We start from the raw sequence: 20,175 nt of genomic DNA, 5'->3' as shown, positions 1-20,175 counted from the left end.
AATCGGACTGCGGTGTGATATCGGATGTCCACCGCAGACCGAGGATCGGTGATGCAGATCCGGATCTCGTAGCCGACTGCCCCGTCGACGACGGCACGGCCGAAGGTGAGCTCAGGGGTTGAGCGCGGGCCGGTCAAGCGCACCACCCTGGCAATGGCCTGCGCAGGTCCGGTGTCGATGGGCGGGCTGCACCGGCGGCGGGCACCATCAGGCCGCGCGCTGACTATCGGCACGGCGGTGGCACAGTGAACCGGAGGCGGGCCCGAGCGAAGAGGAACAGACCATGAGCGGACGTACCCCCAGCCAGTGGGAAGAGCTCACTGCTGCTGACCCTGCGCATTCGACGTGGTACGTGGAGCGGTTCCGAGCAATGGCGGCCGAAGGCACCGATATCGTCGGGGAGGCGCGGCTGGTCGACGCGATGCTCGACCGCAGTGGCCGAGTCCTGGATGCGGGGTGCGGTCCGGGGCGTGTGGGTGCCTACTTGCACCGAGCCGGCCACGTCGTGGTCGGCGTCGACGTCGACCCGGTGTTGATCGCTGCGGCGGAGCAGGACTATCCGGGTCCGACCTGGATAGTCGGTGATCTCGCCGAACTGGACTTGCCGGGCCGTGGGATCGCCGGCGACTTCGATGTCATCGTCTGCGCGGGCAACGTGATGACATTTCTGGCGCCGTCCACCCGGGAGGCGGTGCTGGCCGGGTTCGCCCGCCACCTCGCCCCAGCCGGTCGGGTGGTTGTGGGGTTCGGCGCCGATCGTGGTTACGAGTTCCCGCAGTTCCTGGCAGACGCCGAGCACGCCGGACTTACGGTGGATTTGCTGCTATCGACGTGGGATCTACGTCCTTTTACCGACGAGTCCGACTTTCTGGTGGCGGTGTTCTCGCGTGCGGATTGAAGCCTGCCCACCCCGAGAGATCCCGCCCGAGTGGGCTCTATCCGTTCGTTGAGCTGGACGAGTGAATGCCCTGCGGCGGCTGCTGTTCGGGTCGGGGCTCTTACCAGAGGACCTGCTTGCGTCGCTGGACGCCTCCGGCGGCACCGTGTTCTTCGAGGAAGGCCTGAGCGGTTCGGTCATTCGTCGCGGTTTTCGGCCATCCGGTCGTCTCGTGGAATGGGAGCGGCGGGAGGTCTCGGGCGCGATCGCTGTCACTGTCGGCGGACGGGTATTGGTGTGGGCGGGCCGGTTCAAACACATCGATGTGCCGATGACGCACCCGCTATGGGCGGCAATCGAATTCAGACTCGATCAACCCGATCGAGTCTGCTTCGTCTACGACCCGGCGACGACCGATCCGCGGCAGCCGGAACGGGTCGAAGTGAGACTGAGAACGTCGCAGGCGAAGCAACTCGCTCAGCTGATGACACGACCGGCATGAAGCCGCGTCGGGGCGTGCTCATCCCCGCATGCCGCGCTGCGCGAGCGTTCGGTCGGCCGTCGACCTCACTTTGGTTGACAGGGCATGGCATCCGGCTCGATGACCCACCCGGCTCCCGTGGGCTCAGTGTCCCGCGGCGGTGAGCTGGTAATCCGCTTCGAGCAGCATCCACCCGCTCAGCTGTACCGAGAGATCGCGGCTCAAGTTGGCCGACGAAGCGGCGGACGAGTGTGTGAGCGGGGGAAGGGTTTCCGGAGGCTCCGGCACCGCGACCGCGCGGGTCCAGTCCGGACCGAACAGGGGTAGCCCGTCTACCTCGGCGCGGTTTTCCCAGGCCGCCCGCGCGGAAGCGTGCACGATATTCGCGGCGGTGGTGTCGCCCAAGGCCAGTGCGGCTTCGGCGAGATATCTGGCGAGGATGCCCATGAACAGCCCGGAGTCGTTCCCGGAGGCCGCGGCGATCACTCCAGCGTCCGTGAGCCGGTCCTCGGTTGCGGCGACGAGTGCTGCCACGCGGCTGTGATGGCTCGATTCGCCTGTGCGCACTGCCAACTCGGTTTCCAGCCCGATGGTCACGCCCTGACTGTAGGTGTGGACGGTCCGGTCGACTCGTCCGCCGGGCTCATGGACACCGTCGAGGATCAGGCCGCTGTCGGTATCGCGCAATCGGTTGTAGAGGAAATCGGCAAGTTGTCGGGCGCGGGACAATTCACCCAGACGCGCCATCGCGATACCGGTCGGACCGATCGCAGGGGTGTTGTAGAAATCGTCGCCGGACCGCCAGGGCACCGCACCGACGACCGGGTTCCAGCCATCGATCAAGGCGGCCCGCAAGTCCCCGATGGCATCGCCGAACCGGACACCGAGCAGCCGGTCGGCACGTTCGAGTGCCAGCACCAGCCACGACATATCGTCGTAGTACCGGTTGGTCCAGCCGGTGAGATTGCGGGTCAGAATACCGCGCGCGAGGGCGACGACCCGGTCGATGCGTTCGGGAGTGCGGGTGCGGTACGCGGCATCCACCGCACAGTCGAGAAGGTGGGCTTGCCACCAGTAACACCATCGCACGAAGGACTGGTCCAGCAAGGACGCCGGCCAGACGAGCGCACCCAACCGCATCCCCGACTGCCCCCAGAGCGGGCGCACGTGCCGCTGCACGATCGCCTGTTCCGCCAGGTCAACTCGCTTCCCGGGCTCCTCGGGGCCAGCTGACACCTTACGAGTGATCGTCCCTGCCTGCGGCTGCGCCATTGCGGTGAGCGCGATCGAGGCTGCGCCCGCCAGCAGCACACCGCGCCGGCTGATCACCTTGTTCCGGCGATCCATCCGCTCGGACTCCCTTTACTGAACAACGATCACCGGAGCCGGAAACCGTGCAGCTACACCCTATCTCGCAACGACCACGACCGCGCGCCGCCGACCCGCTGCCCGGAGTACAGGAGTCAACCGCCGAGCCCCGGCTCCTGGCGCTCCGATGTCGAGGAACATCGTTTCGCTGTTGGCCGCGTCGAGGCCGTCATGACCGGCGCCTCTGAAATCTCCGATCTCCGAACCGATTCAGTGGAGCGCTATTTCTGGCCGATTCCGTTGGCGCTCCCAGTGTGGATCGCGGCCGAGAAGAGCTGCGATGGCGTCCAGTGCGGGCAGCGGTCGGTCCGACTCCACCGGGGGCCGGTAGACGCCATCCGGGCCGTTGAGCGCACTGCCCGGCGCGGTGATCGACCGCGCAATCGGCAATGCGAGGGCGGTGAGACGGTCGGGGACCGGGCAGGGGCGCGACAGCGCACGGGACAGGTCCCAGCGGTGCACGAGCATGTCGACGAAATGGACCGACAGCACTGTGTCAGTCGCCAGCGGGCCGCGCTGCGGCAGGTTCACGACATCGCCGGTCTGTTCCATCGCGACCACCCACCGTGCGGCTGTACGCGCGAAATCGTCGCGGGGATTGCCGGAGTGGTCGTCGATCGGCGCCAATACAGACTCGATGACAGCCTCGTGGCGTTCGTTCATGTGACTCATGAGGTCCGCGACGGTCCAGCCCGCACACGGAGTCGGCGCGGCCATGTCCGCATCGGAAACAGTGGACACATCGTGTGCGATCAGCGCCAAGGCCGTCGCGTCGAGTCGTAGCAGATCACTCATCAGCACACTCTCCCTTTAGCGTTCGATCGTTCGCCATAAGAATAGCGAACGATCGAACGCTATGATGGGTTGATGTCTCCACGCAGCTCATTCGCCGAAGCGGCCCGCACCCGGGATCGAATCGTGCAGACCGCGATCGAGGAGGCGTCATGCATCGGTTTGGAAGGTCTCACGATCGGGTCACTCGCCGACCGGCTCGCAATGAGCAAGGCAGGTGTCATCGGCCCCTTCGGATCTCGCGAAAACCTGCAGAACGCCGCACTCGAACAGGCCGGCCAAATCTTTCGGACAGCAGTTATCGCCCCACTGACGGCGATGTCTCCCGGCGCGGCCCGCCTGGCACACCTGATCGATGCCTGGATCGATTACCTGGCCGAATGCCCTTTTCCCGGAGGGTGTTTCGTCACCGCGGCGTCGACCGAACTCGACGGGCGGCCCGGAATGTTGCGAGACCGGCTGCGTGACGTCGTTGCCGGCTGGCGCGCCTTTCTCACCGCCGAAATCGCTGCGGCACAAGACGAAACGTCCGCTTCGCATCGCCCCCCGGACGAGGTCGCCACCGTACTCATCGGCATCTCCATGGCGGTCAACCAGGAAATCCAACTGCTCGCCGACGGATCCGCCGCCCAACGTGGCCGCGCGGCGATGCGCAACGCGGCCGGACTGCCTCCGTCACCATAGCTTCGACCACGGTGCCGGCTTCAGCTGTGGTGCCCGGCGGTTCGGCGCCGCTCGGCGCGGTGGGCGAGCGCATCGATGATGCGTTGCCATGCCGGTGACGCCTCGGAGATCCGGGAAGAGATCAGCTGCAGGCTCTCTGGTCGGCTGCTGTCTCGTTCGTGTTCGATCTCCCACGCGTCCAGGTCGTCGATGAGCCGGTCCAGGCGTGGATCGTGCGGATCCCAGCCGACTGCTCGATCGCAGGCCAGGTAGAGGCGCGTCGTCTCGGGGTCGTCGAGGCCTGCGGTCTTGTCCCGTATCCGCTGCGGCATGGCCTGCGGGTCCAGAGCCTGCAGCAGGATCCACGAGTCGCGCTCGAGTCGTACCCGCTGTTCGCTGACGCCGAGGCTACGCATCCGGTTCAGGATGGCGACCACATCGGGGGGCAGGACAAGGCTTTCACCGCTTGCCAAATCGGCGATGCGGCTGCGGTATTCGGTGAGCTGGTCGATCTTGCGCTGCAATTCGACGTCGATATCGGCGATGGCCGCGGCGAATTCGGTCGGCTGCGCATGGAGCAGCGCATCGATACGGGCAAGCGGAACACCGGCGTCGGCGAGCGTCCTGATCCGGATGAGGTCCACTGCGGCTTGCGCGCTGTAGCGGCGGTAGCCCGAGGCATCGCGCTCGGGCTCGGGCAACAGGCCGACGTGGTGGTAGTGACGGACGGCGCGCACGGTCACGCCTGCGGTCGCCGCGAGCCGGCCGATGGTCAGCACCGTTCCCCTGTCGTCGTCGGGCATGGTCGTGCCGAGTCTAGGGGGATGACACGTCGGCGGAGCTTGCGTAGCTGGCAGGGTGGGTGGAATCAGTGGCCCGCTACCTTCTCCACGACCTCGCGGATCGCCTGGACCACGGCATCGGGGCGGTCGAAGCAGAGCCGGTGGTGGAGGGTGTCGGAGAGGATGCGTTGTTGCCCCTGCGAGACCCCGCTCACCAGGGCCGCGTCCATTCTCGTCTTGGCGTCGTTCATCTCCTGCGAGGTCAGCGCCTGCTGGGTGGGGTCGTTGCCCACCACGGTGAGCGCGACCACCGGGACGTCAGGGATGCTCGGCCCCGCTCGCAGTTCGGTGGCGAGGTCGGTCAAGGTGGCACGCTCGGCGATGCCGACCTGCATCCATTCGTCGCTCACCTTGGCATCGATCAGTGGTTGCCGTATGTGCTCCGGGTAGTCCGCGAGCAACTCGGCGTGTATCTCGCGCAGGGCCGGGCGCATCTTTCGGAGCTGCTCCGGATCAGGTCCCATCTGCTCGAAGGCGGCCAGACTCGCTGTGGGAGGCATGAAGTCGTCCCAGTCCCGGTGCAGGACGTCCAAGCAGACCAGTCCCGCCACGTCCTGCGGGTACAACTGCGCGAACCGATGCGCGTAGAAGCCGCCGAGGGAGTGTGCCGCGAGAACATAGGGAGCGGTGACGTTCTGGGCGCGCAGCAGCTCGCGCAGTTCCGTGGCGACCGCGGCGGCAGTGCGCGGCAGGGCCAGGGAATCGCTGTAGCCCGTGCCGCCACGGTCGTAGACGACAGCGGTGGTGAATTGCGAAACCTGTTGCTGGACATCGAAGTAGTCCAGACCGACCGCGCTCGCGCCGGGCAGGAACACGACGGCCGGTCCGCCGCTACCCGACCGATGCACGAAAACACGGCGGCCGTCGATCTCCTGGAATCCGCCGATCGGCGGCGCGAGCCGAGTCGTGGAAGTGATGTCATTCGTCATGTGACAAGACTCCAACCCTGACGCAGGGTCAGGGTCAATCCCTTCCGCTGCCGTACCCGAAACGTGCTGATCAACGCGCTGCCTGCGACTGATCGGATGGCCTGTGCTCGAAGACGAATCCGCGCAGTGCCAGAAACCGCATGACGCCGACCGTCGCCATGATGGCGATCACGGCGCAGATCTGCGCGATCTCACCGAGGCCGGGTGCCCAGAATTCGAGACCTGCCAGCGCTGCCGTGCTGATCAACAGGCCGATCAGCGCCAGCCCGCCGCCTTCCCACTGTGCGGTGAACCAGCCGACCCGTCCGGCCGCGTGGAAGGTGAGCTGCCGGTGCAGTTCGTTCGCTATCACCGTGCTGACGATCGAGCCGGCGATATTGGCGACCAGCGGGCCGGTCCCGTTCATGGCCATGAACAGCAGGATGTAGGCAAGGTTGCTGGACCCACCGACCAGGGCGAAGCGGATCAGCTGGGCGAAGGCGTGATCGCCGCCCAGATATCGCATCACGCGGGCGAGTCGGTCGACCCATTCCGTGCGCAGCATCGGGTAGGGGCCAGCACCGATAGTCGGATCGATGCGATCGAGGATCGTCTTGTCCCCGTAAGGCTTCCACGACCCGGAAACTGCAATTGCTGTGCTGTTCACGTGAATACTGTCGCCAGGCCGGCTGATACCAACCTGACGCCAACCTGACACGCCCACTGATTCGGTATTCGGCCTCGCCACTGCGGACAACGTCGGATCCGCAATCGTCTACCTGGCATCACCACGTATCGGGCAGTTCATACCTGCCGGCCTCAGCATGCGCCCGCTGGCGGTGTCGCCAGGTGAACAACCCGCGTCGGCGAATCCGTGACGTCGATACAGGCGAATTGCGGCCTGGTTGTCGACTTTGACCGACAGGCCGACCTCTCGGCCGTTTGCCCAGTGCAGCACTGCACGGATCGCTGCGTCGCCGACCCCTCGGCCGCGGGCGAACGGCGCGACCCACATCGACATGAGTTCGATCCTGCCGGTGTCCGCCGTGTCTGCACTGACCATGCCCGCCGCAACTCCGCGCCACCGGATGATCACGTTGAACGCCACGCCGGCTAGCCGCGCACGCCACCGCGCTTCGTCGTCACCGGGACCACTCCAGTCGGCGAGTGTCGAGCCGAACGCCTCCGGTGCGTCCCGCAGAGCCTGTCGGCGGAGCTGACGCCATATCGGCCAGTCGTCGGGGCTGAGCACCTGCACGTCTATCACGTCACCCCCTCATGTCCGCTTGTGCTGCCGCAAATGCCGCGGGTCTGCCGACCATATCCAGCAGACAAGTAATGGGCCTACCGAATTATCTGGTGGCATCGACGTCGCGACACCGTGGTTAGGCGGGTGGATTCCGGCGACAGCCCGTGCGGGCGCGGTCGTTCTGGGCCGACTGCTCGATCTGTTCACCGGCGGCGCCCGCACACGCTGGTGCAGCGCAGCGTGACCCCGACATCGACGGCGACCTGCATGACCTATGACGTCGTCGTCTGATCCATTCTCATCCGAGCCGACAAGATCGGTAGGAGCCTGCGAATTCGGTGTGCGGAAGCGTGTCGGCGAGGAAAATGGCGGGGACGGCACAAGTAGGGAGGTTTCATGGAAACCCATACCGACGAGATCGCCGAAGATATCTACCGCATCTCTACCTTCATTCCCGAGGTGGGGCCGACCGGCTTCACCTTCAACCAGTTCCTCATCGATGCCGAGGAACCGTTGTTGTTCCACGCCGGCATGCGTGCATTGTTCCCGCTGGTGTCCGCGGAAATCGCGCGGATCATGCCGGTGGAACGGCTACGTTGGATCACCTTCGGTCATGTGGAAGCGGACGAATGCGGGGCGATGAACCTCTTCCTCGCTGCCGCACCGCATGCGCAGGTGGCGCACGGTGAGCTCGGCTGTCTCGTCTCGATCGACGATATGGCGGATCGGCTGCCGCGCCGGTTGGCCGACGGTGAGGTCATCGATCTCGGTAACCGTCGAGTACGGCACCTGGATACTCCGCACGCACCGCACAACTGGGAGGCGCGCGTACTGTACGAGGAGACCACTGGCGTGCTGTTCTGCGGTGACCTGATGACCCAGCTGGGAAGTGGCCCGGCACTGACCGATTCCGACCTGGTCGAGCAGGCGGCCGTCGCGGAGGATGTCTTCCACGCCACTTCGTTGGGGCCCGCCGTGCCCGCCACGCTGAATCGGCTGGCGGAGTTGGAACCCACCACGCTGGCGATCATGCACGGTTCCAGCTTCATCGGAGACGGGGCCAGTGCGCTGCGCAATCTCGCCATGGTCTACCAGGACCGCTTGGACTCCTGATCGCCCGAAAGCTCACGGCCGCAGAGGTTTCCGTGCAGTCGCGCTGCGCCTGCCGATGCGGGGGCTTGCGGCCCGACACCGCCAGAATCGAATAGCTAACCTTGGCGGGGTGGGGCGGGGACGAGGCCGAGACTGTGCGCTTTGCGCAGTGCCGAAATGCGGTCGCGCACACCGAGCTTGCGGTAGATGTTCTCGGTGTGCTTGGACACGGTCGCCGGGGTAATCGCGAGTCTGGTGCCGATGGCGCGAGCGGTCAGCCCATCGCATAGCAGAGTCAGGACCGCGAGTTCACGTGGCGTGATCTTGTGTTCGGCGGGGTCCCCCGGTCCCGTGCCGGTAATGACCGCTGCCTCGTGGGCTTCGACGGTATCGAGCAATGATCTGGCGAGCACAGCGTATTCGAGGTCGCGATCGCTGAATCCGAGACCGCTGCGGCTCATGATGACACTGCGTATTTTGCCCGGCCCCGCGGACAGCGGCAAAGCGAGCTGGCGGTCGATGCCGATCGCGTCCTTACCCGCTCGATACCCCTCCCCTTTCCACCAGCGGTCGTCGGCGACCTCGTCCATGCTCAGCGGTGTCATGTCCCGAGTGTGTGCGTAGTGCCGCAGCAAGGGATGAGATCGCATGTGCGCGTGGATGAGTGCGTCCAGCGGGGCCTCGTACAACCAGTCCGGGGAACCGGTGAGCGCGTGACCTGTGCCGGCTTCCCAGTTCAGGTCGACCAGGACAGCCAAATCACACGGTAGGTCAGCGGTCAACCTCTGCATCAATAGCGGCCAGATCCGCACCGGCTGTTTCTCGGTGATGATCTCCAGCGCTAGATCGTGAATCTTCTTGGCGTCCCCACCCGGCCGATCGCTCACTCCTGCATTGTGCACCAACAGATCTCGCATATCAGCCGAAAAGCCGGATCGCCATACGCAAGTCTGCGTATAGCAGCAGACGCGGCGCGGAAACTACCGTTTACTACACGTAATCAGCTGGCCGACAGACGCTTTCGAGGCAATGGGGCTCGGCAGCAGCGGTGTCGGGAGACTCGAACAGGGGACAATCATGATGCGACGGATGGTATGGATGGGGTCGGTGTCGGCGGCGCGCGAAAATGCACGGTTTCGTCGTCAGCGCCTCATGATCTCGGCAGCTACGCTATTGGCTGCTGCGGGAATCGCCGGGACTACTCTCGCTGCTGCACCCGCCGCGCACGCGGACGTACTGTCGCTGTACCCGCTTTACACATGGTGGAATCCGGAACGCGGCGATAACTTCACCACCGGCAACCGTAACGACGAAAACAGCGCCACCGCCGCCGATTACCTGCCCATCCGCAAGGAAGCATTCGTCTACGAGACCCAGCAGCCGGGAACCGTACCGCTGCACCTGTTCTGGAGCAACAGCCGCCAGGACAACTTCAGCACAGCGACACAGGTAGGTATCGATTCCGCCTACAGCGCCGGATACACCTACATCGGTATTCAGGGATATATCAACACCAGCCAGGAACCCGGTACAAGCCCGCTGTACCAGTTCTGGAGCGAAGCGCGCCAGGACAACATCATCGCAGTCGATCAGACCACCATCGACTCCGCTTACAGCGCAGGCTATGTGCTCATCCGTGTCGAAGGCTACGCGCCGCACTACTGACCTCGAGAAGATTCCATGAAAAGACATTTTGCGATAGCCGTCGTGACCGCACTCGCGGCGGCAGCTACGGCCGCGATCAGCGGCGGGTCCGCGTACGCCGGAACAGCACTTTCCCTGCAGCTGTGTCACGGTAACCAGATCAGCACCTACGTGACGCCGGATCCGCTCGCTGTGGTCAACGGCCGGCCCATTTCCTATGGCGACCCGTGGCACGACAGTATGCCGGTCCGTGACGGAGATGTCGTGCGGCTGCGTGCAAGTGGGTCGATCAAGGTCGATTCGTGGCCGTGGGGGCCGTCTTTCGGGCCATCCGGCAGCGATTCCGCACGGCTTTCCACTTTCTGGGGCAATGCCGATTTCCCCGAATACGGCTTTTACGGATACTTCGTCGCCACCGAGCAGGCGTTCTGGATCGGCGACGATAGTGGGTGCGTTACCTACCACGGCCCCGATACCTCACTTTGGCTTGCCCAGAACGACGACAACACCACCGATAACAGCGGCCGATGGGATATCGGCATCAGCCATTACGGGCTCTGACCGGGCAGCCCAGTCCGTGTTGGTCGAGGTTTACGTCACGAATCGGCGTTATTGCCCGACCGCGCCCGGATGCGACCTCCGGTGGCGGTATAGAAAGTTCCCATGGCTCGCATCGGTGTCACCGGACATATGAATATCACGGCCGACACGATTCCGTTCGTGTACGACGAGATCAGGAAAGTCCTTGCCAGACAAGGACACCCCGACGATCTGGTGGGTGTCAGCTGCATTGCGCGCGGCGCTGACTCGGTATTCGCCCGGGCCGTGCTCGATGCCGGTGGGCGGCTGGAAGTAGTGCTGCCGTCGACGAATTATCGACAGCGGAAGGTGAAACCCGACCACGCGGAGTTGTTCGACGAGCTGATCGCACGCGCCGAAACCGTGCGCATCATGGACTTCGACGACGCCGGGCGCGAAGCCTACGAGGCCGCCAACGAAGCCATGCTGTCATCCTGCGATCGGCTCGTCGCGGTATGGGATGGCGGGACCGGCGGTAAAGGCGGGACCGGCACGGTGGTCGCGCTGGCGCGAGCCCGTGGCGTGCCGGTGGAGATCGTCTGGCCGGATGGAGCCGAGCGAGGATGACTCGAATCCGCCTGCCTCACAGGCTCAGCCGAACAGACCGGCGCGCGCCGCGGTCAAAGCCACTGCAGCGGCCGCGTCGGCGGTGCTGTGGTCCACCGACTCACGGGTGATCAGCACGCGGAAATAGATCGGTGCCACAAGAGTTTTGATCAGCTCGGCGGGGTTTGTGCCAGCGGGGAGTTCACCGCGTTCGACCGCGCGCGTCACGACCGGCAGCGCCTTGCGGATGCGGTCACGGAAGGCATGGCGGGTCGGATCGGGCGGTGCGACGTTGGACAGCATGACAGCGAGGACCGCCCGGCCGGACGGGCTGCTGATCCACGCGACCAGACTGCGCGCCAGCGCGCGAAGGTCGTCCTCGACCGAACCCGTATCGGGGATGGGGATTTCCGCTTCGACGCTGTCGGCCAGTGCGTCGGCGATCAGTTCGTCCCGGTCGGCCCATCGCCGGTAGACGGTGGTTTTGTGCACACCGGCACGCTGCGCGACGTTCTCGACGGTGAACGCGGCGTACCCGTGCTCGCTCAACTCGTCGACGGTCGCGGCGAGCACGGCGGCGCGAACCTTCGGTCCGCGTCCGAGGGGTGCGGTCATTGCAACTCCTTGTTGCGATATCGGCGTACGGCAGGCATGCTGACGATATCGCAACTTGATGTTGCGATCTGAGATGGGAGTTCCGATGTTGTCGAAATCCGTCCGGGCCGCGGCGCTGCTGTTCCCCGGCCTGCTCGCCGGTGCGTTCGGCTACGGCGCGGTGAACGTGCTGTACGCGTTTCGCGAAGTGCCCCTTGATGTTCGGTTCACTTTTCATACCGCGCTGATGCGCGTCAACGGCCCGGTGATGCAGTCACTGATGGGTCTCGCCGTCCTGAGCACGCTGATTCTGGCGGTACGGTCGAAGTCATGGCCGCGGTGGATCGCGGCGGGCGCCTCAGCACTGACGTTCATCTCATTCCTGGTGACCCGCTTCGGAAACGTACCGATCAACCAGCAGATCAAACGCTGGGCCGTAGGGACGCCACCCAGCGACTACACCGACATCCTGCGACGTTGGGAACTGTTCCATTTCACCCGAACCGGTTGCGCACTGATCGCGTTCATCCTCGTGATCACAGTCGTCGTGGGAGCCCAAGACGATGCCCAGCACCCCCACTCTGCCATCGACAAACCCTCACCCGAGGTTCCCGCAACGACCCGTTGACGGGAAACCCGTTTCACACGTGGGCGGACGGCAGCTGTCTCCGCGAATCGTTACGTCAACGGTTGATTCCCGGCCCGGGCAGGTACGGCGAGTCCGGTGAGGGCCTGCGGCAATGGACCCTGATGCAGGACACCGAGACGTTGGGTGGCGCGGGTCAGAGCGACGTAGAGTTCGGCTGCGCCGCGTGGGCCCTCGGCGAGGATTCGTTCCGGTTCCACGACCAGGACGGCGTCGAATTCCAGGCCCTTCGTCTCCGAGGCAGGCACCGTGCCCGGCACACCCGGTGGCCCGATCACGATGCTGGTGCCTTCGCGACCCGCTTCGTCACGTACGAATTCCGCTATGGCATTGGGTAATTCGTCCTCGGTCACCTGCCTGGACCAGGGCTGGACGCCGCACGCGCGGACCGACTCCGGTGGCTGGACTTCCGGTGCGAACTCGGCGAGCACCGCGGCGGCAACGGTCATGATCTCCGCCGGGGTGCGGTAGTTCACCGACAGCGACCGATAGACCCAGCGACCAGGCACGTACGGCTCGAACATCGTGTCCCACGATGTCGCTCCGGCCACCGACCTACGTTGCGCGAGATCGCCTACCACCGTGAAGGATCGGCCCGGGCAGCGGCGCATCAGGACCCGCCAGTCCATTTCGGACAGCTCCTGGGCTTCGTCGACCACGACGTGTCGATAAGTCCAATCCCGGTCCGCGGCAGCGCGTTCGACGAGTTCACGGGTGTCGCGCTCGAGGAAGCGATCGGCGAGGTCCTCGGCGTAGAGCATGTCCTGGGCGAGCAGGCCGATGTCGTCGTTCAGGTCCTCGCGCTTGATGAGAGTGTCGAACACGCCTGCGGCGTACTCGGCCTCGGCCTTGCGTTCCCGCTCGGCGGCGCGTGCGGCGGCCTCGTCGGCTGCCTTGTCGCGGCCCAGCAGGTCGACCAGTTCGTCGAGCAGCGGTACGTCCGACACCGTCCATACTTCGCCATCGACGCGCCACAGGGACTGGTCGGCGCCAGACGCACGCAACCGTTCAGCGGACGAATACAGCTGTGCCAGAAATGTTTCCGGCGTCATGATCGGCCAGAGTTCATCGAGCGCGGCGGTGAACTGGTCGTTGTCGGCGAGTTCGGCGAGCAGGTCGGTCCGCAGATTCTCCCATGCTTCGCGGTCCTTCCTGGTCAGCCACCCCCGGCCGATCCGGGCTATCGCCCGTTCGGTGAGTACATAGGTGACGATCTCGCTGAACACCGCACGGGCCTCGTTGTGCGGCAGTCCGCTCGCCCGTGCCTCCTCCCTCGCCCACTCCGCGGTCTCGGTGTCGATTCGCACCGTGACGTCCTGCAGTTCGATTGGCACCGGATGTTCCGGCACCCGCTGCCGATCGGCGATCGCCGCCGCGAGCACGTCCAGGATCTTCAGCGATCCCTTGAACCGCGCGGCATCCGGGGCGTCCTCGGCGGTGACGCGCAAACCGGGCAGCAGATCGCCAGTGGTCATGAACACGACATTCGTCTCGCCCAGCGACGGCAGCACGCGGCCGATGTGGTTGAGGAACGCCGGATTCGGCCCGACCACGAGCACACCGTGACGTTCCATCCGCTCCCGCTGGGTGTAGAGCAGGTACGCGACGCGGTGCAGCGCCACCACGGTCTTCCCGGTGCCCGGGCCACCCTCGATCACCAGCACACCCGGGTGATCGAGCCGGATGATCTGGTCCTGTTCGGCCTGGATCGTCGCCACGATGTCGCGCATCCCAGCACCGCGCGGTGCATTGACCGCCGCGAGCAAGGCCGCGTCCCCGCGCTCGCCATCACTCGGACGGCCGAGCACCTCATCGGTGAAGTCGACAACTCGACGTCCGTGCGAGTGAAACTGGCGACGTCGACGCATGTTCTCGGGAGTCGCGGCGGTGGCGACATAGAACGCCCGCGACGCCGGTGCCCGCCAATCGAGCAACAGCGGCTCGTACTCGTTCTCCTCGTCGAAGATGCCGATCCGGCCGATGTAGGAATGTTCGCCCGAAACGGTGTCCAACCTGCCGAAACACAGCCCGTTGTCAGCCACGTCCAGCCGCTTCGCCGCCCTGGCGAGCGTGCGCACCTCGACATCCCGTTCCATGGGTGTCCCGCCGGTTCCCCGCAGCGCCGCGGTGTACTTTCCCTTCACTCGCGCGCGTTCGGCATCGAGCCGCGTGTAGAGCCCGGCAACGTAGCTTCGCTCGGACTGCAACTCGTCTTCATACCCCCGAGTCGTCACATGTCCCTCCATTTCTTGGCTCGACGGGCTCACACACACCGGTGGTGCGCCGGCTTCCAACTCGGCCGGGAGCGGGCGTTCATCCGGCAGGCTCCACGCGACGGTCTGTACGACGTCGAGATCAGGCGTCTCCTGCCACGGGTCAAGGACCGTATCCGTCGCCGACCCCGGCTGGTCGCCGATGGCCTGGTCGCGGACATCCCCGCGCGACCCATACGTCGACCGCAACTCACGCAATTCGCGACTCCCATTTCCGCAGGTTCTGGCTACGGCCAGTGATTCTGCGGTACGACCGGGGTCTTGCCGCAAGCCCCCGGGTGCGCTATAGATTGAATATGGAAGGGAGTTCCTTCCATATTCAGACCGCGCCTACTGCGAGGGGCGTATCCCGGTTTCCTGGCCCCAGCGGTTGATCGGTGCTTCGAGCGGCTGGATGCGGCCGGTGTAGATGTTGTTCGCGGGCCGCTGGTGTTTCAGGTCTATACCATGGCGATCGTCTGGAGTTCGCTGCGGAACTGGTCTCGCTGGTGTGGCAGTCCGGCCTGCTCCGCGGGCACGAGACGCGGGTCACGCAGCAGCTCGTCGAATTTGCGGCGGATCAGCTGATCGGTCGTGTCGATATCGAGTGCTGAAGGCGTCCTACTTCATGAGGCGCAGCAGGCCGAGTTCCGGTTCGAGTGCGCCGTCCTGGCCGAGCGCCAGGAAGTCTGCCGCTACGGCAGAGCGGTCGAGTTTCCCAGCGCGTACCGCGCGATAGCGCACGAACGACCAGAGGAAGACATCGAGGTTGTCGAAACGGGTGCCGCCTTCGAGCACCTCCTCCTCATGAAACCACACGGCCACTTGGCCGTTGGTGAGTACGACATACAGATTGCCGCCGCCGTCCGCGCCGATCGAGTAGATATCGTCGTCGGTCAGCTCGGTCGTGTAGTCCGAATCGATGATGCCGCAGTCGTTTCCGGCGAAATCGAACCCGTAGGACCAGTCGAAGATGTCCAAGAACTGTGGTAGCAGGCCTGACCGCACCCGGCGGTCGAATGCGGCCAGCGCCGCCGCGTCCGTGGGAGCCAGGCGCGTGAGAAATGGTTCCACCGGTCGGGTCTGCTCGGGAAGCTGGACGGCTTCGGTAGCGGGGAACCAACGCGCCAGGTCGGTGTCGAGGTCGCGGTCGGTGTAGCCGACCAGATCGGCGAGGGTGAGCGTCACGCACGGATTGTAGAAGTACCTCCGCGCTGTCGATACACGAGAACCTGTGCGGCGCAACCGGCGAACATTATTACGTCGGAGGTAATCGACGGGGCACATCGGTGCGGGCATGGTGGCAGGTATGAACGATCTCGGGACGATCGCCACCCGCACCGTCGTCGAGGAGTTGCTGCGCCGAATCGGTGCAGGCGATCCGGACGCCACCGCCGCGCTCTACGCCCCGGTCAGCGACTGGAAACTGAATTGGCCGGAGAACGAGCACAACCGACCCACCACCCCGTGGATCCGGCACCGCGCCACACGCGCCGACGCGGCCGAGCATTTTCGTGAGATCGCTCGCCACCACGTGCCCGAAGAGGTCGGCACCGTCATCGAACGCATCCTGGTCGACGGCCCGGATGCGGTGGTGCTCGGCGAAATTCGCCAGACTGCCCGCCCGACCGGACGCGCCTATCGCTCCCGTTTCGCGCTGCACCTCACCATCGAAAACGAACTCATCACCCGGCATCACGTCTACGAGGACAGCCTCGCCGTCGCCCAGGCATTCGACATACCCGGGCACGATCAAAGCGGTTCGAGCGCACCATACTCCGGCTGTGCTCCGACGACCCAGGCGAGATCATCTACGACGATCCCCATCAGGTCATCGCCAAGCCAGCGAACGCGATTGGCATTGCACAGCAATGGAATAGCCGCGACTGACAGACCTAGCGCTCAGAGGGCTGAGCTGCCCGATTAGTCGGTCGTTGGTCGGTCGTTGGTGAGTCCGCACAGAGTTGGTGTCAAGCCGTCGGAAGGCCGACACCGATTCTCACGAAGGAAATCACCATGAAAATCAGCTACCGCGCCAACGCTGTTCGCCGTCTGGTCCCGCTCGCCGCAGCCGTGCTGACACTCGGCACAGTCGCGGGTGGCACGGTGATCTCGGCCGCCCCGGCATCCGCGTCACCGAGCTACGACTGCCCGGGCGGAATGTTCTGCGGCTGGGACGGCGCCAATGGCACGGGCAGCATGATCGTGCAGTACGACGCGGGCTGTTTTCTGCACGACATCGGCAACGGCGGCGTCGGCGACCGTTTGACCTCGTATTGGAACCGCACCGGCGTAACCGTCGCGGTGTACAACTGGACGGGCGAACGCTGGCAGCTGCTCGCCTCCGTCGCGGACAACGCTCGGGGCACCCTGCCATCCAGCGCCGACAACAAGGCCGACGCGGTGGAGATGTGCCGCTGAACCTCGCCTGTATGTGAGTGCGAAGTGCCCTCGGGAACCTCGCACTCACATACCCATTTCAGCGATGGCATCCTCGACTTCCCATCGGCTGTATAAAGACTCACGATCAAGGGGTACGAAGTCATCACGAAGTGTGTTGTAGCGGGATAGCATCAGTCCGATTCCCACGCTGTCGAGGGCCGCGACTGCCGGGACGCGCCTGGAACCATGCGACGCCCACAGGACGGCCTCAAAGATGCACGAAGATCCCGACCTTGCCCAAGCACAGGTCTTCTTGGAACTACTGACGAATCGGGCCGAGACGCTGACCCGTGAACTCGGACTCCCCCACCGCCTGCCCCCGGCGTCCCGCGCAGAACTAGTGGTTGAACTGCGCGCCATACAGCGATTCATCGACCGGCTGCACCGCAGGTTCCCGGAAACCTGCCCTGGTCGCTATGCCGGTGAATTGCGACGTTGATTGTCGGCGAACGACGTCGGGGACGCAGCGAGAGATACCGGTGAAAAGCCATGTCGCGGACCGGCCTTTCGAGGAGCTTGTGCTTGGCTGAATTCGTGCGGAAACGGACTTGGCTTCCAACGACCGGTCTCGTGCTCGTGCTGCTGTGGGGCGAGTGGGAGAACTGGCGCGCTTCCCACAGGCTGGTGGGATCGGTCACGGGCACCTCCGAGGCCATCGTGGTTCTCGGCTATCGCAACGCGGGCACACGCGCGAACATCATGAACCGGTGGCGCGTGCGAGCCGGTCTGCGGTCCATCGACCCGACCGTGGCCAGCAGTCGTCTCGTGCTCTGCGGAGCGGCATGCGCGGGTCCGCAATCCGAAGCCGCCCTGATGGCCCGCTACGCCACGGAGACCTGCGGGTATCGCGGGGACCTCGTCCTGGAAGATCAGAGCCGGACCACGTGGGAAAACATCAGTTTCGCGATCCCATATCTGAAGAACAGCGACCGGATCAAGATCGTCTCGATTCCCCTCCACGCCGAGAAGGCGCGACAATACCTCGCCCAGCAGTCCCCGGAGCTGGCGACGCGTCTGGTGCGAGGAGCGGATTATCGGTTCGGTGAGTGGATGGCGGCAAAGCCACTACTGGCCTTCTACGGTGTGTGGAAGGAAGCTCGCGACCGTACCGCAGTCCGACATGGCCATAACGGCCGGTGCGGTCGTACCACTCCTAGCATTTACTCGTATGGCCCATGATCGAGATGTCGATGCCTTCGACCGGCGTGCCCGCACTTACGATGACGACCTCCTCGGTCGTATGCACCGCGACATCACCGACCGGACGATCGCGCTCGCATTGCGAGCCTGCCCGAACCCGCGGCGCGTACTCGACGTCGGCTGCGGTACCGGTCTCGCGCTTCGCCTGCTGGCCGAGAAACTCCCTGGTGCACAACGTCTTACGGGGGTGGATGCCGCCCCCGGATGATCCGGGCGATTTCCGTGGCATGCGTGAAGACGAGTCGGTGGTCGGCGTCGAGCCAGGATGTGGCGATGTGCGGGCGATCGCGCACGAGACGCTCGATACCGGCACGCCAGTTCCGATTGCGCCACGGTGTACGGCCTTCGCTGCTCACACCGGCCATCGAGGTCGACATGATCATGCTGATCGGACGGTCGATCCTGCGGTATCGGTCCAGGATTTCGGATCGAACCGCATCGATCTCGAGATTCAGGGCGAGGATGTCCTGTGCGGTGAGCAACACCTGACGCGGCGTGCCCTTGGCCTGCTCGGCCTCGTGTCGCATCGCCGGGTCGTCGAACATCGCGCGGAACTCCGGCAGGTCGGCCTCGGTGATGAACGGTTCTGGCACCGGGTTCGCGCCGTCGATGAGAACGAGCTCGGCAATGGTGTCAGGACGCTCGCAGGCATAGTGCACGGCCAGATCCGCACCCAGTGAATAGCCCACCAGCACTGGCGCCGAGGGCAGGTCGAGGCGTCCCAGCTCCGCCATGACGGCGGCGAGATCACTGAGGAACGCCTCGAAGGAGTAGCGGTCGGCGGCCGAGGCGACGCCGTGGCCTCTGAGGTCGAAGGTCACCACGTCGTGGTCGCGCCGCAGCAGCTCGGCCAGTTCGTGCAGGTCGGCCTGTGTGGAGCTCAGCCCAGGACACAGGACCAGCGGCCTTCCCTCGCCACCGCGAGACACCGGAATCGTGACACCGTCGTGGTGAATTGTGAAGTGCCGCATCGCCCCTGTCTCCTGCCAGCCGTCCGTCGCCACCCGGTAGTGCGTGTCTTCGGCCGCTACGTTACTCACATCGACCTGGTGGCCGTTTGTTCAGGAGATCGGCCAAGACCGGGAACTGTCGGGGCAGGGGAAAGTCGTTCGCGCGCATCGCCGACGCAGCCAGGACCACCTCGTGGAAGTCGGCGTATTGCCCCATGGCGACAAATCTGTCGGGGCACATCGTTAACCTGCGGACATGGTCAGACCTGAGTCGGCACTGCGCCGTCTGCTTCGTGAAACAGAAAAACTGTTGCAACCGTATGGGTTTGACGGCGCGGACCCCAGGTGGATACGGGTCGAGCCGGGCGGTGTCGCCTCCGTCGGTCGCACCCGAGTTTCCCGCACGTGGACCAGCGGACAGCAGGTGCTCAGATTCGGCCTGGAGTTGAGCGCCACCCCAACGGCCTGGTGGGAATTCCGCAACTGGCGCAACACACAGCTGGGCTTACCGCCCACACCACTGGAAGAGGTTACCGGCCCCGACCTGATCAACGCCCAAACCCTGCCCGACGAACTGACCGCCCCATGGTCGTTACGACTCGACCCGGAACAATCCGGCCAGCACGTACTGCAAACCGATATCGACACCATCCGCACCGAACTGCCCCGGCATGTACACGCCTTCGCGCGCCGCGCATTACGGCTGCTGGAGCCGGACCGGTACCTCGACGAACTGCTCACCCATCCCGACCCGCACATCGGCACCTGGGAGGCGATCGTCGTCCTGCTCGCCGATCGCGGACCGGGACCACAACTCGACGACGCGTTCGACCAGCTCCGAGCATGTTTCGCGGAGCGAGATGCCGCGGCCTACGCGGAAGATGTCATCGCGTACGCACAAACCCGAGCCGCCCTGGTGCACTGAGGCCATGCGATGTCGGCGACTGCCAGCCATGGTTCGCCGGGACACTCCGTTGAAGCCAGCGGCGGCAGGCCGATCTGCTAAAAGAATCTGGACACAGCCATGTACTAATTGTGGGAGGGGCGGAG

Annotated in this window: 25 protein-coding genes; 14 read left to right on the top strand and 11 right to left on the bottom strand. The window is 65.0% G+C overall.

Features of this window, described 5'->3' with window-relative positions; genetic code table 11:
- Positions 1 to 283 precede the first annotated feature (283 nt).
- Both ON44_RS41990 and ON44_RS41985 read left to right on the top strand, forming a co-directional pair.
- On the top strand, positions 284 to 898 hold the full coding sequence (locus ON44_RS41990; protein ID WP_040700537.1) for a class I SAM-dependent methyltransferase: 615 nt from the start codon (positions 284 to 286) through the stop codon (positions 896 to 898).
- A 61-nt stretch (positions 899 to 959) separates the two neighbouring features.
- Complete coding sequence (locus ON44_RS41985; protein WP_040700535.1) at positions 960 to 1,379, top strand: hypothetical protein; 420 nt, start codon at positions 960 to 962, stop codon at positions 1,377 to 1,379.
- 123 nt (positions 1,380 to 1,502) lie between these two features.
- On the opposite strand, the gene ON44_RS41980 is transcribed toward ON44_RS41985, so the two are convergent.
- Together ON44_RS41980 and ON44_RS41975 are read right to left on the bottom strand one after the other, a co-directional pair.
- A complete protein-coding gene (locus ON44_RS41980) occupies positions 1,503 to 2,705 on the bottom strand; it encodes a glycoside hydrolase family 76 protein (RefSeq protein WP_051183242.1) in 1,203 nt (400 codons plus the stop codon).
- A gap of 231 nt (positions 2,706 to 2,936) precedes the next feature.
- The gene (locus ON44_RS41975; protein WP_051183240.1) at positions 2,937 to 3,521 is read right to left on the bottom strand and encodes a maleylpyruvate isomerase family mycothiol-dependent enzyme; all 585 of its coding nucleotides are present in this window, start codon (positions 3,519 to 3,521) and stop codon (positions 2,937 to 2,939) included.
- 72 nt (positions 3,522 to 3,593) lie between these two features.
- Between ON44_RS41975 and ON44_RS41970 the strand changes: the two genes are divergently transcribed.
- The gene (locus ON44_RS41970) at positions 3,594 to 4,202 is read left to right on the top strand and encodes a TetR/AcrR family transcriptional regulator (RefSeq protein ID WP_040700534.1); all 609 of its coding nucleotides are present in this window, start codon (positions 3,594 to 3,596) and stop codon (positions 4,200 to 4,202) included.
- A 20-nt stretch (positions 4,203 to 4,222) separates the two neighbouring features.
- On the opposite strand, the gene ON44_RS41965 is transcribed toward ON44_RS41970, so the two are convergent.
- The 4 genes from ON44_RS41965 to ON44_RS41950 all read right to left on the bottom strand — a co-directional run bounded on the left by ON44_RS41965 (position 4,223) and on the right by ON44_RS41950 (position 7,198).
- Complete coding sequence (locus tag ON44_RS41965; RefSeq protein WP_245567546.1) at positions 4,223 to 4,984, bottom strand: MerR family transcriptional regulator; 762 nt, start codon at positions 4,982 to 4,984, stop codon at positions 4,223 to 4,225.
- Between the two features lie 65 nt (positions 4,985 to 5,049).
- Positions 5,050 to 5,952: an alpha/beta fold hydrolase gene (locus ON44_RS41960; RefSeq protein WP_040700532.1), complete on the bottom strand. Its 903-nt coding sequence runs from the start codon at positions 5,950 to 5,952 to the stop codon at positions 5,050 to 5,052.
- Between the two features lie 70 nt (positions 5,953 to 6,022).
- A complete protein-coding gene (locus tag ON44_RS41955) occupies positions 6,023 to 6,496 on the bottom strand; it encodes a GtrA family protein (protein WP_051183238.1) in 474 nt (157 codons plus the stop codon).
- Between the two features lie 210 nt (positions 6,497 to 6,706).
- Positions 6,707 to 7,198, bottom strand: a complete 492-nt coding sequence (locus tag ON44_RS41950) for a GNAT family N-acetyltransferase (RefSeq protein ID WP_040700530.1) — start codon at positions 7,196 to 7,198, stop codon at positions 6,707 to 6,709.
- Positions 7,199 to 7,576: 378 nt separating this feature from the next.
- Between ON44_RS41950 and ON44_RS41945 the strand changes: the two genes are divergently transcribed.
- Entirely contained in the window at positions 7,577 to 8,293 is a 717-nt protein-coding gene (locus tag ON44_RS41945; protein ID WP_040700528.1) for an MBL fold metallo-hydrolase, read from the top strand.
- A 95-nt stretch (positions 8,294 to 8,388) separates the two neighbouring features.
- Here ON44_RS41945 and ON44_RS47550 read toward each other — a convergent pair whose 3' ends face one another.
- Positions 8,389 to 9,159 carry a helix-turn-helix transcriptional regulator gene (locus ON44_RS47550; RefSeq protein WP_157187592.1) on the bottom strand — a complete coding sequence of 257 codons (771 nt, stop codon included), beginning with the start codon at positions 9,157 to 9,159 and terminating at the stop codon, positions 8,389 to 8,391.
- Between the two features lie 211 nt (positions 9,160 to 9,370).
- Between ON44_RS47550 and ON44_RS41935 the strand changes: the two genes are divergently transcribed.
- The 3 genes from ON44_RS41935 to ON44_RS41925 all read left to right on the top strand — a co-directional run bounded on the left by ON44_RS41935 (position 9,371) and on the right by ON44_RS41925 (position 11,062).
- Positions 9,371 to 9,937, top strand: a complete 567-nt coding sequence (locus ON44_RS41935) for a hypothetical protein (protein WP_157187591.1) — start codon at positions 9,371 to 9,373, stop codon at positions 9,935 to 9,937.
- A gap of 15 nt (positions 9,938 to 9,952) precedes the next feature.
- A complete protein-coding gene (locus ON44_RS41930; RefSeq protein ID WP_157187590.1) occupies positions 9,953 to 10,477 on the top strand; it encodes a hypothetical protein in 525 nt (174 codons plus the stop codon).
- A 102-nt stretch (positions 10,478 to 10,579) separates the two neighbouring features.
- Positions 10,580 to 11,062, top strand: coding sequence for a hypothetical protein (locus ON44_RS41925; RefSeq protein ID WP_040700524.1), 483 nt, complete (start codon positions 10,580 to 10,582; stop codon positions 11,060 to 11,062).
- A 24-nt stretch (positions 11,063 to 11,086) separates the two neighbouring features.
- Here ON44_RS41925 and ON44_RS41920 read toward each other — a convergent pair whose 3' ends face one another.
- Positions 11,087 to 11,656, bottom strand: a complete 570-nt coding sequence (locus tag ON44_RS41920) for a TetR/AcrR family transcriptional regulator (RefSeq protein ID WP_040700522.1) — start codon at positions 11,654 to 11,656, stop codon at positions 11,087 to 11,089.
- An 85-nt stretch (positions 11,657 to 11,741) separates the two neighbouring features.
- Here ON44_RS41920 and ON44_RS41915 point away from each other — a divergent pair, with 85 nt between their 5' ends.
- Entirely contained in the window at positions 11,742 to 12,263 is a 522-nt protein-coding gene (locus ON44_RS41915) for an anthrone oxygenase family protein (RefSeq protein WP_040700584.1), read from the top strand.
- Positions 12,264 to 12,313: 50 nt separating this feature from the next.
- Here the strand turns inward: ON44_RS41915 and helR are convergent, their stop codons facing one another.
- Both helR and ON44_RS41905 read right to left on the bottom strand, forming a co-directional pair.
- On the bottom strand, positions 12,314 to 14,515 hold the full coding sequence (gene helR / locus ON44_RS41910; RefSeq protein WP_174415263.1) for an RNA polymerase recycling motor ATPase HelR: 2,202 nt from the start codon (positions 14,513 to 14,515) through the stop codon (positions 12,314 to 12,316).
- Between the two features lie 639 nt (positions 14,516 to 15,154).
- Positions 15,155 to 15,721, bottom strand: a complete 567-nt coding sequence (locus ON44_RS41905) for a hypothetical protein (protein ID WP_040700520.1) — start codon at positions 15,719 to 15,721, stop codon at positions 15,155 to 15,157.
- 121 nt (positions 15,722 to 15,842) lie between these two features.
- Between ON44_RS41905 and ON44_RS41900 the strand changes: the two genes are divergently transcribed.
- The 5 genes from ON44_RS41900 to ON44_RS41880 all read left to right on the top strand — a co-directional run bounded on the left by ON44_RS41900 (position 15,843) and on the right by ON44_RS41880 (position 18,383).
- Positions 15,843 to 16,460 carry a nuclear transport factor 2 family protein gene (locus tag ON44_RS41900; RefSeq protein WP_083898504.1) on the top strand — a complete coding sequence of 206 codons (618 nt, stop codon included), beginning with the start codon at positions 15,843 to 15,845 and terminating at the stop codon, positions 16,458 to 16,460.
- Between the two features lie 89 nt (positions 16,461 to 16,549).
- Positions 16,550 to 16,954, top strand: coding sequence for a peptidase inhibitor family I36 protein (locus ON44_RS41895; RefSeq protein WP_051183234.1), 405 nt, complete (start codon positions 16,550 to 16,552; stop codon positions 16,952 to 16,954).
- A gap of 235 nt (positions 16,955 to 17,189) precedes the next feature.
- Positions 17,190 to 17,414: a hypothetical protein gene (locus ON44_RS41890; RefSeq protein WP_040700518.1), complete on the top strand. Its 225-nt coding sequence runs from the start codon at positions 17,190 to 17,192 to the stop codon at positions 17,412 to 17,414.
- 83 nt (positions 17,415 to 17,497) lie between these two features.
- On the top strand, positions 17,498 to 18,154 hold the full coding sequence (locus tag ON44_RS41885) for a YdcF family protein (RefSeq protein WP_245567545.1): 657 nt from the start codon (positions 17,498 to 17,500) through the stop codon (positions 18,152 to 18,154).
- A complete protein-coding gene (locus ON44_RS41880) occupies positions 18,144 to 18,383 on the top strand; it encodes a methyltransferase domain-containing protein (protein WP_040700516.1) in 240 nt (79 codons plus the stop codon). The genes ON44_RS41885 and ON44_RS41880 overlap by 11 nt, the downstream gene beginning before the upstream one ends.
- On the opposite strand, the gene ON44_RS41875 is transcribed toward ON44_RS41880, so the two are convergent.
- The gene (locus tag ON44_RS41875; protein WP_245567544.1) at positions 18,355 to 19,215 is read right to left on the bottom strand and encodes an alpha/beta fold hydrolase; all 861 of its coding nucleotides are present in this window, start codon (positions 19,213 to 19,215) and stop codon (positions 18,355 to 18,357) included. The genes ON44_RS41880 and ON44_RS41875 overlap by 29 nt on opposite strands.
- Before the next feature lie 166 nt (positions 19,216 to 19,381).
- Here ON44_RS41875 and ON44_RS41870 point away from each other — a divergent pair, with 166 nt between their 5' ends.
- A complete protein-coding gene (locus ON44_RS41870) occupies positions 19,382 to 20,050 on the top strand; it encodes a chitin-binding protein (RefSeq protein ID WP_040700514.1) in 669 nt (222 codons plus the stop codon).
- The last annotated feature ends 125 nt before the right edge of the window (positions 20,051 to 20,175 follow it).

It is taken from the genome of Nocardia vinacea NBRC 16497, from assembly GCF_000308835.1.
GTDB lineage: Bacteria > Actinomycetota > Actinomycetes > Mycobacteriales > Mycobacteriaceae > Nocardia > Nocardia vinacea.
Note: the sequence above shows the minus strand (reverse complement) of the source record. Positions and strands in the feature narration are given on the sequence as shown.